Annotated in this window: 20 protein-coding genes; 10 read left to right on the top strand and 10 right to left on the bottom strand. The window is 61.2% G+C overall.

The window, feature by feature from the left end; genetic code table 11:
• Window positions 1-150: 150 nt before the first annotated feature.
• The 7 genes from AC1RME_RS24340 to AC1RME_RS24310 form a co-directional block, all read right to left on the bottom strand.
• Window positions 151-669: a DUF3299 domain-containing protein gene (locus AC1RME_RS24340; RefSeq protein ID WP_493091866.1), complete on the bottom strand. Its 519-nt coding sequence runs from the start codon at window positions 667-669 to the stop codon at window positions 151-153.
• Between the two features lie 11 nt (window positions 670-680).
• Window positions 681-1,946 carry an ABC transporter permease gene (locus AC1RME_RS24335; protein ID WP_096820743.1) on the bottom strand — a complete coding sequence of 422 codons (1,266 nt, stop codon included), beginning with the start codon at window positions 1,944-1,946 and terminating at the stop codon, window positions 681-683.
• Window position 1,947: 1 nt separating this feature from the next.
• Window positions 1,948-2,658, bottom strand: coding sequence for an ABC transporter ATP-binding protein (locus tag AC1RME_RS24330; protein ID WP_096820744.1), 711 nt, complete (start codon window positions 2,656-2,658; stop codon window positions 1,948-1,950).
• Window positions 2,659-2,673: 15 nt separating this feature from the next.
• Window positions 2,674-3,276, bottom strand: a complete 603-nt coding sequence (locus AC1RME_RS24325) for a DUF2796 domain-containing protein (protein WP_493091865.1) — start codon at window positions 3,274-3,276, stop codon at window positions 2,674-2,676.
• A 157-nt stretch (window positions 3,277-3,433) separates the two neighbouring features.
• The gene (locus AC1RME_RS24320; RefSeq protein WP_096820746.1) at window positions 3,434-3,997 is read right to left on the bottom strand and encodes a hypothetical protein; all 564 of its coding nucleotides are present in this window, start codon (window positions 3,995-3,997) and stop codon (window positions 3,434-3,436) included.
• Window positions 3,994-4,944: a CHAP domain-containing protein gene (locus AC1RME_RS24315; protein ID WP_493091864.1), complete on the bottom strand. Its 951-nt coding sequence runs from the start codon at window positions 4,942-4,944 to the stop codon at window positions 3,994-3,996. Before AC1RME_RS24315 ends, AC1RME_RS24320 begins: the two co-directional genes overlap by 4 nt.
• Window positions 4,941-5,522 carry a PAAR domain-containing protein gene (locus tag AC1RME_RS24310; RefSeq protein WP_255261922.1) on the bottom strand — a complete coding sequence of 194 codons (582 nt, stop codon included), beginning with the start codon at window positions 5,520-5,522 and terminating at the stop codon, window positions 4,941-4,943. The genes AC1RME_RS24315 and AC1RME_RS24310 overlap by 4 nt, the downstream gene beginning before the upstream one ends.
• A gap of 125 nt (window positions 5,523-5,647) precedes the next feature.
• On the opposite strand from AC1RME_RS24310, the gene AC1RME_RS24305 reads away from it, so the two are divergent.
• Window positions 5,648-6,004, top strand: a complete 357-nt coding sequence (locus AC1RME_RS24305) for a hypothetical protein (protein WP_096820748.1) — start codon at window positions 5,648-5,650, stop codon at window positions 6,002-6,004.
• Window positions 6,005-6,008: 4 nt separating this feature from the next.
• Here AC1RME_RS24305 and trxA read toward each other — a convergent pair whose 3' ends face one another.
• The 3 genes from trxA to AC1RME_RS24290 are packed head-to-tail and all read right to left on the bottom strand — an operon-like array spanning window position 6,009 to window position 8,038.
• Window positions 6,009-6,881 (bottom strand): thioredoxin, encoded by an 873-nt coding sequence (trxA, locus tag AC1RME_RS24300; protein WP_096820749.1) that lies wholly within the window; start codon window positions 6,879-6,881, stop codon window positions 6,009-6,011.
• A gap of 39 nt (window positions 6,882-6,920) precedes the next feature.
• Entirely contained in the window at window positions 6,921-7,577 is a 657-nt protein-coding gene (locus AC1RME_RS24295) for a class I SAM-dependent methyltransferase (protein WP_085712325.1), read from the bottom strand.
• A complete protein-coding gene (locus AC1RME_RS24290) occupies window positions 7,574-8,038 on the bottom strand; it encodes a YbaY family lipoprotein (RefSeq protein WP_096820929.1) in 465 nt (154 codons plus the stop codon). Before AC1RME_RS24290 ends, AC1RME_RS24295 begins: the two co-directional genes overlap by 4 nt.
• Before the next feature lie 128 nt (window positions 8,039-8,166).
• Here AC1RME_RS24290 and nrdR point away from each other — a divergent pair, with 128 nt between their 5' ends.
• The 9 genes from nrdR (at window position 8,167) to AC1RME_RS24245 (ending at window position 14,894) form a co-directional block, all read left to right on the top strand.
• A complete protein-coding gene (gene nrdR, locus AC1RME_RS24285) occupies window positions 8,167-8,631 on the top strand; it encodes a transcriptional regulator NrdR (protein ID WP_003228656.1) in 465 nt (154 codons plus the stop codon).
• A complete protein-coding gene (gene ribD, locus AC1RME_RS24280; RefSeq protein ID WP_493091863.1) occupies window positions 8,628-9,761 on the top strand; it encodes a bifunctional diaminohydroxyphosphoribosylaminopyrimidine deaminase/5-amino-6-(5-phosphoribosylamino)uracil reductase RibD in 1,134 nt (377 codons plus the stop codon). Before nrdR ends, ribD begins: the two co-directional genes overlap by 4 nt.
• 47 nt (window positions 9,762-9,808) lie before the next feature.
• The gene (locus AC1RME_RS24275) at window positions 9,809-10,471 is read left to right on the top strand and encodes a riboflavin synthase (protein WP_085712322.1); all 663 of its coding nucleotides are present in this window, start codon (window positions 9,809-9,811) and stop codon (window positions 10,469-10,471) included.
• 16 nt (window positions 10,472-10,487) lie between these two features.
• Entirely contained in the window at window positions 10,488-11,579 is a 1,092-nt protein-coding gene (gene ribBA, locus AC1RME_RS24270; protein WP_065259547.1) for a bifunctional 3,4-dihydroxy-2-butanone-4-phosphate synthase/GTP cyclohydrolase II, read from the top strand.
• Window positions 11,580-11,670: 91 nt separating this feature from the next.
• Window positions 11,671-12,147 carry a 6,7-dimethyl-8-ribityllumazine synthase gene (gene ribH / locus AC1RME_RS24265; protein WP_003228649.1) on the top strand — a complete coding sequence of 159 codons (477 nt, stop codon included), beginning with the start codon at window positions 11,671-11,673 and terminating at the stop codon, window positions 12,145-12,147.
• Complete coding sequence (gene nusB, locus AC1RME_RS24260) at window positions 12,144-12,644, top strand: transcription antitermination factor NusB (RefSeq protein WP_096820751.1); 501 nt, start codon at window positions 12,144-12,146, stop codon at window positions 12,642-12,644. Before ribH ends, nusB begins: the two co-directional genes overlap by 4 nt.
• Before the next feature lie 18 nt (window positions 12,645-12,662).
• Window positions 12,663-13,628 (top strand): thiamine-phosphate kinase, encoded by a 966-nt coding sequence (thiL, locus tag AC1RME_RS24255; protein ID WP_493091862.1) that lies wholly within the window; start codon window positions 12,663-12,665, stop codon window positions 13,626-13,628.
• Window positions 13,625-14,128: a phosphatidylglycerophosphatase A family protein gene (locus tag AC1RME_RS24250; protein WP_096820753.1), complete on the top strand. Its 504-nt coding sequence runs from the start codon at window positions 13,625-13,627 to the stop codon at window positions 14,126-14,128. The genes thiL and AC1RME_RS24250 overlap by 4 nt, the downstream gene beginning before the upstream one ends.
• Before the next feature lie 28 nt (window positions 14,129-14,156).
• Window positions 14,157-14,894, top strand: a complete 738-nt coding sequence (locus tag AC1RME_RS24245) for a substrate-binding periplasmic protein (RefSeq protein WP_192559097.1) — start codon at window positions 14,157-14,159, stop codon at window positions 14,892-14,894.
• Window positions 14,895-14,960: the final 66 nt, after the last annotated feature.

Here is a 14,960-nt window from a genome sequence, read left to right as displayed (position 1 = left end):
CCAAAGGACGTTAAAAATGTTTGATGTCCTATGGTACGAATCCGTCTGATACGGTCTTTTGACTCAGCTCAATGAAACAGTGATGGACGGTTTTTTTGTGGAACCTTTGCTCGCGAAGCCGATTTGGCGGGCTATAACTGATTGCCGGAATTACTCCGGCAGCTCGTAGACGTAAATCTTGTCCGCTTCCATCTGATACCCGGCATCGGCCAGTTCGCTGGTGGACGCCTTGACCTGCAACGGCCCCTCGACCCAGTACGGCTGATACAGCTCGTCGAGCTTCACGCCGACGGCGCTTTTCACATGCACGATCTGGTTCGACGGTGGTGGCGGCACGTGGATGCAGGCGCCGAAATACGGCACCAGCAGGAAGTCCGTGGTGCGGCCTTCCTCGCTGACTTCCAGCGGTACGATGTAGCCCGGCAGGCGAATGTTCTGGCCGTCGAGGCTTTGCACCACCGGGGCGTTGGGCAGGTCCTGCTTGGCCGCTGGCGCCGATTCTGCGGACAGCGCATCGCTCATCTTCGACAGGTCATGCAGCGGCGTCATGTTCGGCACTTCGGGCGCCGCGTCCGGCGGGATCATCTCCGACCAGGTCAGGTCTTTCGGCGCCGCTGCCCACACGGGCAGGGCGACCAGCAACAGCAGCGCAAGGACAGCGCGGGGCATGGTGAACATCCTCATAAACGGATCGACAGGCCATCGGCCAATGATTGGCGATACGCGCGCCAGGCCGGCACGCTGCCCATCAGCAGCGCGGCAGCCAGAATGCCACCGAGCAGCGTCCATTCATACTCGCTTGGCCATGCCAGCGGCAGATACAAGCCGTAATTGGCCTGCACATAACCCTGTGCCGCGGCGATGCCGATGTACAGCAACGCCAGCCCGGCGATCACCCCGGTCAGCGCCAGCGCAAACGCTTCCAGCACCAGCAGGCTCGCGATGTGCCACGGCCGCGCGCCCACCGAACGCAGGATCGCCATCTCGCGGCGACGTTCGTTGAGGCTGGTGAGAATCGCCGTGAGCATGCCGATCAACCCGGTCAGCACCACGAACAGCGAGACCACGAACAGCGCTTTTTCAGCGGTGCTCATCAGGCTCCAGAGTTCCTGCAGGGCCACGCCCGGCAGGATCGCCAGCATCGGCTCGCCGCGGAATTCGTTGATCTCCCGTTGCAGCGCGAAGGTGGAAATCTTGCTGTTGAGGCCGAGCATGAACGCGGTGATCGCTTGCGGCGTCAGGTCCATGTTGCGCGCCTGATCGGCACTGATCCGCCCGTTGCCACGGGCCGGCACACCGTTGTGCCAGTCGATGTGGATTGCCTCCATGCCACCGAGGCTGATGTGCAACGTGCGATCCACCGGCGTGCCGGTGCGCTTGAGAATGCCGACCACGGTGAACGGTTTGTCATCGTGCTTGACCAGACTGATCGCCGCCACGCCGTGGGCCAGTACCAGTTGGTCGCCGAGTTTGTAATGCAGCGCCTCGGCCACTTCGGCACCGAGCACCACTTCAAACGGATCGGTAGCAAAGGCGCGGCCGTCGGCCAGTTCCAGATGCTGCTGGCGACCGTACTGGTAATGCTCGAAATAGGCTTCGGTGGTGCCCATCACCCGATAGCCGCGATGGGAATCGCCGAGGGACATCGGGATCGCCCACTTCACTTTCGGGTTGCTGGCGAAATGTTCGAAGCTGTCCCAACGAATGTTGTTGGTGGCGTTGCCGATGCGGAATACCGAGTACAGCAGCAGGTTCACCGAACCGGAGCGAGCGCCGACGATCAGGTCGGTGCCGCTGATGGTGCTGGCGAAACTGGCCTTGGCTTCGGTGCGCACCCGTTCCACGGCCAGCAGCAGGCAGACGGAGAGGGCAATGGCGAAAGCGGTGAGCAGGGCGGTGAAGCGGCGGTTGGCGAGGCTGGCCATGGCCAGACGGAACAGATACATCTCAGACCTCGGCAGACGTGGCGGCGCGATTGAGTTCGGCCAGGGACAGGTGACGGTCGAACAGCGGCGCCAGACTCTGGTCGTGGCTGACGAACAACAGGCTCGACCCGGCCTCACGGCACTCGGCGAACAACAGGCGAATGAAGTTTTCCCGGGCGTCGTAGTCCAGCGCCGAGGTCGGCTCGTCGGCGATCACCAGTTCCGGCTGACCGATCAACGCGCGTGCTGCGGCAACCCGTTGCTGTTGACCGATCGACAGCGAATCGGCACGTCGTCCCAGAATGCCTTCGTCCTTCAAGCCCAGGTGGGCGAGCAGGGTGGCGGCTGCCTGATCGACGCTGCCGTGACGTTGCTTCGCGCGTTCTGCACGCAGCTTCGAAAAGTGGCACGGCAGCTCGACGTTCTCGCGCACCGAGAGAAACGGCAGCAGGTTGAACTGCTGAAAGATGTAGCCGGTGTGATCGACACGAAAGCGATCGCGAGCGCCGGCACCCAGTTCGGTCAGCTCCTGGCCGAGCAGGCGAATGCTGCCGCGACCGGGCTTCTGCACCCCGCCGAGCAGGCCGAGCAGGGTGGTCTTGCCGCTGCCACTGGGGCCCTTGAGGAACAGGGTTTCACCCGGTTCCAGACGAAACGCCGGGATATCCAGCAGCGGCGGGTGACCGGGCCAGTTGAAGCCCAGGTCGGACAGTTCGATGAGTGCTTGGGTCATGGTGCCGGTTCGTGATCAGAATTTCAGGGCGGCGGATTTGGCCGTCACTTCCGTGCCTTGCTGGCCGTTCGGGCTGATCAGTTGTACCTGAATTTTCTGGGTCGCCGGGAAGGTATTGAAAATGTTCGCCAGATCCAGAGTAGTCAAGGCGCCCGGTGCTGCGCAGGTGAACTGGTAGTGAGCGTGGATTTCGCTGTGATCGTGGTGATGCGCTTCGCCGCCCTTGGCGTCTTCATCGTGGTCATCGTCGTCATGATCGTCGGCATCCGGCTTGTCACCGAACAGCGGGCTCGACAGTTCCTGACTGGTGACCTTGCAACCGGCGGCGGCCGGCAGGCTGAACAGCGCCAGCGGTTTTCCGAGTTGCGAGCGAGCGGCAGCGACCTTGGCCTTGTCGGCATCGCTGGTGGCGACGTGTTCGAAGCCGACCAGGTTCATCGCCGGGCTTTCCAGCTCCAGTTCCAGGGTCTGGCCGTCGAGCGCAGCGTTCAGGCGACCGACGCCATGTTCGTGGGCACCGAGGCTGCCGTGTTCATGATCGTGGTCATGCTCATCGGCAGCCTGGGCGATGGCCAGCGGCAACAGGGCAAACGGCAAAGCGAGCAGCAGACGACGCATGGCGAACTCCGGGAAGTAAAGTGAAGAGTTTGTTATGTAATCTTATAACGAAAGTGCGCAGAGTTTGCCCGCCCCGCACGCTTTGCGCAAGGCATCACTGAGCACCGTCCGGGATGTTCCCGGAGCGGCACGTAGATTGAATGTCACGATTTTTGAATCAGAATCCGGCGCCGGGATAGTCGAACCAGTAGCCTCCCGTTAGCACATGGCGGATCAGACTTTCGTCGAGCAGGTTCGGAGCATCGCGAGTGAAGCGCTGGCGCCAGGCTGGAAGCCACCAGTAGTTGATCGCCGTTCCACGCGGAAGTACCACCACCTTCATGACCTCCGGATCTATTTTGTGCTCTGAGTAGAGTTGATGGCTGCGATCCATGAAGCCCATGTACTGACTGATCGGCAACTGGAACATCAACGCCGTAGTGAAGATTTTTTCACTCTCACTGAACGCGGGATTTTGCAGTATCTGTAACGCTTCACATGCGTACGGCTTTGGTTGGCCGGCAATTTTTTGGCCTTCGGGAGTAGAGAGTATGTCGAAGCGGTCATCCATATCGCGCCATCCGATACGTCTATTACTTTCAAAGTAATTGTGAATGATGGCGCTCAACGGCCCTGGTGCTGCGCCTTCGGAGGTGCAGGCTGAAAGGTCGGCAGGCGACCAAAAGCGCCATGCCACAACGAGCAGGAGTGAAGCAGCCAGGATTATCCAGAGTCGTTTCATTGTGGTTTGCTGTACTTGTAACGTCGGAAGATGGTGAAGTCGTGGTCACTGCGAGCAGCATTACCCGATGCGATTCGAAAACCTGCGTCGTTGACTTCGATTTTGTCCCAGCCTGCTGAAATGCAGACACCTTGAGTCAGAACAAATCCGACGTGACCGCTGGCATCAGAGTAATTGACAGCATACGCACCAACGTCTCCGGGTAGGGGAGATTTCTCTGCGTTCCAACTATTGAGCAGCCGGGTCCCATCTGCCCATTCCCCTGCGGTTGGCGGGCTCACTTTGGAATAGCCCGGGATGTATTTTGAAGAGCCATGTTCGATCATCGCCACGTTGACACCGATGGCAGTCAATACGTCATAGACGAACACATTGCACTTGTTTGATTCCGCCCTGAACTCCACGCTTTTCTTAAGCGTTGGATGCGGTAAAGAATGTTTGACTTTGTTGCCGGCCCATTCAGTCGAACCTCGGTGTGATAGCGCCTCCATCAGTATGCGGCGCGGCATGTCCTGGATGACCACCTTTACGGTGCGGGTTTCATCCCTCCGTTTGACGCCATACTCGACCTCGTAGAATGTGTCGTTAGAGACTTTGCCGCTGGTGGATAGGGGCACTTTTACCCAAGGTGATACTGCAACTATCGACAGCGATTTACCTGAATTCAGCGTGGCTGTATGCATTGCCTTTTTTGCGCCGGAGTTACCAACAATTTGAACGGTGACTTCGTAGCTGTCACGGCTTTTTATCGAAGGTAATTTCTGGGCGTCCAAGCGGGTAATAGCGGTTTGAGTCTTGTCCGAAACGAGTGAGTAGATGCGGGGTTTGTCATCGTTTTGAACGATGTTGTCATCAATGACAAGTCCGTCGATCAGCAACTGAAACTTCACGCCTTTTGGTGGCTGCATCAGAAAGTCTTTAAAGACGAGTTTGATTTCCGACTTCATGGCAAGTCCTGATTCAGGGATTCTTCATAAGCGTAAAACGTCCACTCGGACTCTTCACCGACCAACAGAGTGTCGTAATCCGAATGGCTTTCCACAGGGTGTTCGCAACCTTCGCCTGTTGCATTACAGGTGATGTCTTGCAGGACGGCTGTTTTTTTCTTGTCTTTGAGTCTGTAGGCAAGTCCTGGTTTCTGGGAGTCGTCCAGGCGTTCGATAATGACTTGCAGATAGCGATGTGAAGTCGGGGCGGTAATCGAAGGGCCCATATCGATGGGAGCTGGACGGCCAATGCCGGCGAAGCCGCTGTGTTGCTGAGTGAGCAGTTTGTTGGCCATGGGCGGGCAGCCGCAGGCGATATAGTCACCCTCCAGTGCAGCTGGGCCGGCGGGCAGGATCAGAGTTCTTTCGCCAACGGCGACAATCGGTCCTTGGCCAGCACTGCACGCCGGGCAACTGGCAAGTTGCCCGATCGAGGCGATGATTTTGCCTTCGATACGCAGGTTTTCGTTTCCTTCGAGAATCACGCCACCTGTAGAGGTGGGGCCTCCCTTCGACGCCAGTTTTCTTCCTGAAGACATGGGGTTCCTTCCCATGAAAAAAAGAAGAAATGTAGCCGATAAGGCAAGCGTCGCCAGCTTCTGACACTTGGCGTTACACAAGTCCCATGGGAGCATGCAGGTCAGAAATGTGCGGGAGCGAAGTTATGTTGCGGATACGCGGAACCGTCGGTGAGTTGCCGGTGGATTTGACCCTGGAACTGGATGAAAGCGACTGGGCGCGGCTCGGTTCGCAGTTTGGCGTGCAGGTGCAGGCGGCCCAGCCGCAAGCAGCCGTGGCGCCGGTGGCGAAACCGGTGAATCAGGATGACGCGTTGTGGCAGGTCGCCAGGGATTTGTTGCGCAAGGCCGGGCAACTCAGCGGGCCGGAGCTGCTGGATCAACTCGAAGGGCTGACCGGCAGCGCGGCGGCGGGCAAGCGCTTGCTGGTGCGCCTGCGTCATTCATCCGACGTGAAAGTGCTGAGCGGCGGGGATACGCCGCTCTACAGCTGGATCGAGTAAGCGCTTAGTACAGCGCCGCAAACACCTTGCGCCGGTAAGCGGTCACCAGCGGGTGATCGTTGCCCAGCAGTTCGAACACTTGCAGCAAGGTCTTGTGCGGCAGGCCTTCGCCGTAGCTGCGGTTGCGGATGAACAGCTTGAGCAGAGCGTCCAGCGCCGCTTCGTATTGCTGACGGGCCAGTTGCTGGATCGCCAGTTGATACACCGCTTCATCGTCCTGCGGGTTTTGCGCCAGACGGCTTTTCAAGTCGGCGGCGTCCGGCAGGTCACGGGCCAGACCAAGGAACTTGATCTGCGCCTTGGCACCGGCCAGTGCGGCTTTGTGTTCGTCGCTCTTGACCGCGTCGAGCACGGCTTGCGCTTCGCCCAGTTCACCGCGTTCGGTCAGGCAGCGGGCGTAGAGAATCAGCGCCTTGGCGTTGGTGTTGTCTTCATTGAGCATCACCACCAGCGCGGCTTCGGCATCGGCGTAACGGCCTTCGTCGAACAGCGCCTGAGCCTGTTCGAATGGATCGGCGGCGGCGGGTGGCGGCATCTTCACATGCGGTTCGAGCAGGGCACGCACAGCGGACTCCGGCTGGGCCCCGGCGAAACCGTCCACCGGTTGACCGTCCTTGAACAGCACCACGGTCGGCAGGCTGCGGATACCGAAGCGGGCGACGATGTCCTGCTCGACGTCGCAGTCGACCTTGGCCAGCAGCAACTCGCCCTGATAGCTCTCGGCGATGCCTTGCAGCATCGGCATCAGTGCCTTGCACGGCGCGCACCATTCGGCCCAGAAATCCACCAGCACCGGTTTTTGAAAAGAAGCCTCGATCACCGACTGGTCGAAGTCGGCCGTCGTGGCGTCGAAAATGTACGGCGTTTGCTGACTCATGGGGTATCTCGTAAAAGCGTGAATGGGGCAACTATACGGTCAGGCGCGGGCCGCGTGGTAGAGGCTGACATGGCGAAACTCTTCGGGCTCGGCCAGATCCGGCAGGGTCATGGCTTCGAGCATTTCGATCCGCCGGTACAGCGGATGACGGAAATCCCGGACCCGCGAATCCGCCACCAATGCTTCGCGACCGCGACTGAGAAACGCATCGAGCAGCGGCAGGTTCTCACGGTCGTACAGAACGTCGGCCACCAGGATCAGATCAAAGCGATCCGCCTCGGCGAAGAAGTCCGTGGAATAGCTCATCTGCACATCATTGAGTTCAGCGTTGGCCCGACACGCGGCAATCGCCAGCGGGTCGAGGTCGCAGGCCACCACTTCCAGCGCGCCTGCCTTCACGGCGGCAATCCCGGCGATCCCGGAACCGGCGCCGAAATCCAGTACGCGTTTGCCACGCACCCACTCGGGAAATTCCGCCAGGTAACGCGCCACCGCCAGGCCGCTGGCCCAGCAGAAACTCCAGTACGGCGGTTCGTGCAGGATTCGCCGGGTTTCGTCCGGGCTGAACTCCCGGGCCATGTTGTCGCCGTCGATCAGCCACAGTTTCAGATCAGTGTCCGGCAGCGGGCAGGCCACCAGCCGGGCATCACCGAGCAACTCGCCCAGCGCCTGTTGCAGGTCTAACGGTGCATTCATGGGGCTTTGACAAATTGCAGTTGGCCCAGCGCCTGGGTGGTCGGCTGGCTGATGGTCTGCGACGGCAGGTGCAGGATCAACTGGCCGGATTGAGTGGCGCGGCCCCGCAGTTCGACTCGCGCGCCGGCCGGGAAGGCGTCAGGGTTGAAACGCAGGCGAAACGGCAGAACCTGGTTGTTGCCGATCAGACTGGAGCTGGCGAGCAATTGTTGCGGGCGCCCCTTCTCGTCGATCACCAGCAGCGCCAGTTCGACTTCGGCGCCAGCCGGCACGCCTTGCAGGGTGCCGCTCAGTTCACGTTGATACGCAGGCAGCGGGCCGAGGTCGGCAGCTTCCCTGGCCTTTTTCTGCGCCTGTTGCGGCGCCGGGCCCGGTGTTGGCGGCTGCGGCTTGGGCGCGTCGCTGCCACAGGCCACCAGCAGGCTGAAAACACTGAGCAAAACGAGCGGTCGTAACGACATTGGCGGCTCCAGCAAAATGAAATCCATGGATCAAACGATCATGGCAGTCTGTATACCGCAAAGCCTATGGCTTGTCTTGCCACCGGGATGCGCTACCATGGCCCTCCCTTTTTTTGTTGCCAGCCACCATGCACTGTCCCTTCTGCGGTGCCAACGACACCAAGGTCATCGACTCGCGTCTGGTCGCCGAGGGCGAACAGGTGCGCCGCCGGCGTGAATGCCTGGCCTGCGGCGAACGTTTCACGACGTTCGAGACGGCCGAACTGGTGTTGCCGCGCCTAATCAAAACCGACGGCAGCCGCCAACCGTTCGACGAAGAAAAACTCCGCGCCGGCATGCAGCGCGCCCTGGAGAAACGTCCGGTGAGCGTCGAGCGTCTCGAGTCCTCGCTGGTGCACATCAAACACAAGCTGCGCGCCACCGGCGAACGCGAGGTCAAATCCCTCGTGGTCGGCGAACTGGTGATGGCCGAGCTGCAAAAGCTCGATGAAGTCGCCTACATCCGTTTCGCTTCCGTGTATCGCCGCTTCCAGGACCTCAACGAGTTCCGCGAAGAGATCGACCGCCTCGCCCGTGAACCGGTGAAAGAATGACCGCCGCTGCCGAACAGGCCATCCTCGACGCCCACTTCATGGCCCGGGCCCTGGAATTGGCGCGCAAAGGGCATTACACGACCCATCCCAATCCACGGGTCGGCTGCGTGATCGTGCGCGACGGGCAGATTGTCGGCGAAGGCTGGCATGAACGTGCTGGCGAACCCCACGCTGAAGTCCACGCCCTGCGCGCCGCCGGTGAGCTGGCCCGGGGCGCCACGGCTTACGTCACCCTCGAACCTTGTAGCCACCACGGCCGCACACCGCCCTGCGCCGATGCGCTGGTGAATGCCGGCGTCGGTCGGGTGGTTGCGGCGATGCGCGATCCCAATCCGCAAGTCGCCGGACGCGGTTTGCAGCGTCTGGCCGATGCCGGTATCGCCACTGAAAGCGGTGTGCTGGAAAGCGAAGCGCGCAAGCTCAATCAAGGTTTTCTGAAACGCATGGAACACGGCTTGCCGTTCGTGCGAGTCAAGTTGGCAATGAGCCTCGACGGCCGCACAGCGATGGAAAGCGGCGAGAGCCAATGGATCACCGGGCCTGCCGCGCGTTCGGCGGTGCAGCGTTTGCGCGCCCAGGCCAGCGTGGTGCTGACCGGCGCCGACACGGTGCTGGCCGATGGTGCACGACTGACCGTGCGCGGCGATGAACTGGGGCTGGATGCCGAGCAAACCGCGCTGGCCCTGAGTCGTCCGCCGCTGCGCGTGCTGATCGACGGGCGTCTGCGGGTGCCGCTGGATGCGCCGTTCTTCAAGGCCGGCCCGGCGCTGGTCGCCACCTGCGTGGCCATCGAAGAACAGTACGCCCACGGCCCGGAATGCCTGATCGTGCCGGGCGATGACGGTCAGGTCGATCTGCGCCAATTGCTGATTGAACTGGCCAGCCGTGGCGTCAACGAAGTGCTGGTCGAGGCCGGTCCGCGACTGGCCGGTGCGTTTGCCCAGCTCGGTCTGGTCGACGAGTTCGTGATCTTCATCGCCGGCAAGTTTCTCGGCTCCACGGCGCGTCCGTTGCTGGACTGGCCGCTAGCCTATATGAAGGATGCGCCGGAGCTGAAAATCACTGAAATTCGCGCGGTTGGCGATGACTGGCGAGTCACTGCAATCCCTGTCTCATCGGCGAGCGTATAATTCCCGGCCATCGCGTTAGCGCTGGCTTCGTTCTCAAGGAGAACCCCATGTTTACCGGCATCATCGAATCCATCGGCAGTATCCGCGCACTGACCCCAAAGGGCGGTGATGTGCGGGTGCATGTTGAAACCGGCAAGCTCGACCTGAGCGACGTCAAACTCGGCGACAGCATCGCGGTCAACGGCGTGTGCCTGACCGCTGTGGAGCTGCCGGGCGACGGCTTTGCCGCCGACGTCAGTCGCGAAACCCTCGACTGCACCGCCATGAATGACCTGAAGAGCGGCAGCCCGGTCAACCTGGAAAAAGCCCTGACCCCGACCACCCGTCTCGGCGGGCATCTGGTCAGCGGTCACGTCGACGGTGTCGGCGAAGTGGTCTCGCGCAGCGACAATGCCCGCGCCGTGGAATTTCGCATCCGCGCGCCGAAAGAGCTGGCCAAGTACATCGCCCACAAAGGCTCGATCACCGTCGACGGCACCAGTCTGACCGTGAACGCGGTCGATGGCGCCGAATTCCTGCTGACGATCATCCCGCACACCTTGAGTGAAACCATCATGGCGTCCTACAAGCCAGGTCGCCGGGTGAACCTGGAAGTCGACTTGCTGGCGCGTTATCTGGAGCGTCTGCTGTTGGGCGACAAGGCTGCAGAGCCAACGTCCGGCGGCATCACTGAAAGCTTTCTGGCCGCCAACGGCTACCTCAAATCCTGACTGAAGGGGGTGCCTTGTGGCGCTCAATAGCATCGAAGAACTGGTTGAAGACATCCGCCAAGGCAAGATGGTCATCCTCATGGATGACGAAGACCGCGAGAACGAAGGCGACCTGATCATGGCCGCCGAATGCTGCAAGGCCGAGCACATCAACTTCATGGCCAAGCACGCCCGTGGCCTGATCTGCATGCCGATGAGCCGCGAGCGCTGCGAAACCCTGAAGCTGCCGCTGATGGCACCGCGCAACGGTTCCGGTTTCGGCACCAAGTTCACCGTATCGATCGAAGCTGCCGAGGGCGTGACCACCGGCATCTCCGCCGCTGACCGCGCGCGCACCGTGCAAGCGGCTGCGGCGAAAGACGCGAAAGCCGAAGACATCGTCAGCCCCGGCCACATCTTCCCGCTGATGGCTCAGGCCGGTGGCACCCTGGCCCGCGCCGGTCACACCGAAGCGGCTTGCGACCTGGCGCGCATGGCCGGTTTCGAACCGAGCGGCGTGATCTGCGAAGTGATGAACGACGACGGCACCATGTCCCGTCGCGCCGAACTGGAAGCTTTCGCGGCCGAACACAACATCAAGATCGGCACCATCGCCGACCTGATTCACTACCGGATGATCCACGAACGTACCGTTCAGCGGATTGCCGAGCAGCCACTGGACAGCGAACTGGGCCAATTCAACCTGGTGACCTATCGTGATTCCGTGGAAGGCGACGTGCACATGGCACTGACCCTGGGCACCGTTTGCGCCGAAGAACCGACCCTGGTTCGTGTGCACAACATGGACCCGCTGCGCGACCTGCTGATGGTCAAGCAACCGGGCCGCTGGAGCCTGCGCGCCGCCATGGCTGCGGTTGCCGAGGCCGGCAGCGGTGTGGTGCTGCTGCTCGGTCACCCGCTCGATGGCGACGTGTTGCTGGCGCATATCCGTGAAACCGGCGATCAGGCGGCGGTGAAAAAACCGACCACCTACAGCATCGTCGGTGCCGGTTCGCAGATCCTGCGTGACCTCGGTGTGCGCAAAATGCGCTTGATGTCGGCACCGATGAAATTTAATGCGATATCCGGTTTCGATCTGGAAGTTGTAGAATACGTGCCCTCCGAATAATGACCGGTTGTTTCCGGACCCGAATTCGCGGCAAATAAATCACTGAGGGACGCGAAACAGACGCGTCCCGGCTCTTTAAGAGATCTGACGAATGACCCTGAAGACCATCGAAGGTACCTTCATCGCCCCTAAAGGCCGCTACGCTTTGGTAGTGGGCCGTTTCAACAGTTTCGTGGTTGAAAGCCTGGTCAGCGGTGCAGTTGATGCCCTGGTTCGCCACGGCGTGAGCGAAAGCGACATCACCATCATCCGCGCGCCTGGCGCCTTCGAAATCCCGCTGGTTGCGCAAAAAGTCGCCCAGAAAGGCGAGTTCGCAGCAATCATCGCCCTGGGCGCGGTCATTCGTGGCGGCACTCCGCACTTCGAATACGTGGCTGGCGAGTGCACCAAGGGCCTGGCCCAGGTGTCCATGGAGTTCGGCGTACCGGTCGCTTTCGGCGTCCTGACCGTTGATTCCATCGAGCAAGCCATCGAACGTTCCGGCACCAAGGCCGGCAACAAAGGTGCTGAAGCTGCCCTGTCCGCTCTGGAAATGGTCAGCCTGCTGGCGCAGTTGGAGGCCAAGTGATTAGCGACGAAAGCGATCGTTTCAACCCGCGCGATCCGAAACCTGCGGATGCCGGCAAGCCATCGAAGAGCGTCAAGCGCCGCGAAGCCCGTCAGCTCGCGACTCAGGCTCTGTATCAATGGCACATGGCCAAGGCTTCGCTGAACGAGATCGAAGCGCAATTCCGGGTCGATAACGATTTTACCGATGTCGATGGCGCGTATTTCCGCGAAATCCTGCACGGGGTTCCGGCCAGCCGCACCGAAATCGACAACGCGCTCACGCCTTGCCTGGATCTGGCGATCGAAGAGCTGGACCCGGTTGAACTGGCGGTTCTGCGCCTGTCCACCTGGGAGCTGCTCAAGCGCGTCGACGTGCCTTACCGCGTTGTGATCAACGAAGGTATCGAACTGGCCAAGGTGTTCGGTTCCACCGACGGCCACAAGTTCGTCAACGGCGTTCTCGACAAGCTGGCTCCGCGCCTGCGTGAAGCTGAAGTCAAGGCGTTCAAGCGCTGATCAGCGCTTGATATCGCAATGGGCGAGTTTGAGCTGATCCGCAATTTCTTCGCCGCCGCGCCTTGTGCGCAGGGGGGCGAAGGCGTTGCACTGGGGATCGGCGACGACTGCGCCTTGCTGGCGGTTCCTTCCGGGGAACAGCTGGCGATTTCCACCGATACGCTGGTGGCCGGCGTGCATTTCGCCGATCCCTGCGATCCGTTTCTGCTCGGTCAGCGCTCGCTGGCCGTGGCGGTCAGCGATCTGGCTGCCATGGGCGCCACGCCCGTTGCCTTTACCCTTGCCCTGACCTTGCCGACGGTGACTGCCGATTGGCTGCAAGCCTATGCCCGTGGTTTGAACCGTATGGCGCAAAGCTGCAGCGTGGCACTGGTTGGCGGTGACACGACGCGTGGGCCGTTGAGCCTGACCGTCACCGTGTTCGGTCGTGTCCCGGCCGGAAAGGCCCTGACCCGCAGCGGCGCGCAGCCGGGCGATCTGCTGTGCGTCGGCGGCGAACTGGGCAATGCCGCAGGGGCCTTGCCGCTGGTGCTCGGCCAGCGCGAAGCCGAGCCGGGCATCGCCCAGCCGCTGCTCGATCATTACTGGTCGCCGCAACCGCAACTCGCCCTCGGTCAGGCCCTGCGTGGCAAGGCTACGTCGGCGCTGGATATCTCCGATGGCTTGCTCGCCGATTGCGGCCACATTGCACTGGCCTCGAAGGTTCGCCTCGAAGTCGAGCGTGAGCGCGTGCCGCTGTCGGAGGCGCTGGTGGCGTTTCTCGGTCAGCGCGGCGCCGAACGTGCGGCGCTGAGCGGTGGCGATGATTACGTGCTGGCCTTTACCTTGCCGTCCGTCGAATTGCCGGCGCTGCTGGCCGATGGCTGGCCGATCCATGTGATCGGGCGCGTGGCCGAGGGGCAGGGCGTGGTGCTGCTGGATCGCGAAGGGCATGACATCACCCCGCAAATCCGGGGTTATCAACATTTTCAGGAGTCACCGTGACAGATCACCCGAAACAGGTTCCCGGCGAGTTCGTTCCGCCGTCGGTCTGGCGCAACCCCTGGCATTTCCTCGCGTTCGGCTTCGGTTCCGGCACCTTGCCGAAAGCACCGGGCACGTGGGGCTCGTTAGTTGCGCTACCCTTTATTCCGTTGTGGCAGATGTTGCCCGACTGGGGTTACTGGCTGATGCTCGGGATCACCATGCTGTTCGGCTTCTGGCTGTGCGGCAAGGTCGCCGACGATCTGCGGGTACACGACCACGAAGGCATCGTCTGGGACGAGATGGTCGGGATGTGGATCACCCTGTGGCTGGTGCCGGAAGGTTGGTACTGGCTGCTCGCCGGGTTTTTGATGTTCCGCTTCTTCGACATCCTCAAGCCATGGCCGATCCGCTGGATCGACCGGCATGTGCATGGCGGCGTCGGCATCATGCTCGACGATGTGCTGGCGGGCGTATTCGCCTGGCTGGCGATGCAGGGACTGGTGTGGATTTTCGCCTGATTTCAAGGCGTGGATGAGGGACACAGGGATGGCTCGACGCGGCTTGTTGGTACTGTTTTTTACCCTGCTGGGTGTGCTGGCCGGTGCGGTGGCACAGGCGCAGGACGCAACGCCGTCGGTGATTCACCTGGCCAGCGAAGAATGGGAAGACTACACCGCTGCCGATGGCCACGGCCTGGGCTGGGACGTGTTGCGCAAAGTGTTCGAGCCGGCCGGCGTGACTCTGGATATCCGCTCCGTGCCGTACACCCGTTCGGTGGGCCTGGTGCAACTGAAGGAAGTCGACGCACTGGTCGGTTCCTATCGCGGTGAAGCCGAGCAGGTGCTGTACCCGAAATGGAACTTCGATTCCGACCACATCTACGCACTCGGCCTTGCCAGCAACCCGTCGCCGACCCAGGCGAACCTTGGCAAGTACCGACTGGCCTGGGTGCGGGGTTATCGGTATGAAACCTACCTGCCGAACGTCAAACGCTTCAACCAGATCGAACGCCGCACCGGAATCCTGTCGATGCTCAAGCAGGGGCGGGCGGATTACTACATCGATGCGCTGACGGAAATCGAAGCGGTGGTGAGAAACGCCGCCGACCCTTCGCAATACCATTACTCGCATCTGGCGGAGTTGCCGCTGTACCTCGGTTTCGCCGACACCCCGCAGGCCCGCGCACTGATGTCGATCTACGACCAGCGCATGGAACAACTGGTGAAAAGCGGCGAGCTGAAACCGATCTTCGAGCACTGGAAGCAGCCGTATCCGTTCGAGTAAACGCGATGATGTCGGGCCTGTTATCAAACTTTTTGATCGTTATGGCCGATAATTCAGCCTAAGCGC

The organism is Pseudomonas sp. GW822-FHT03F08, assembly GCF_058801265.1.
Note: the sequence above shows the minus strand (reverse complement) of the source record. Positions and strands in the feature narration are given on the sequence as shown.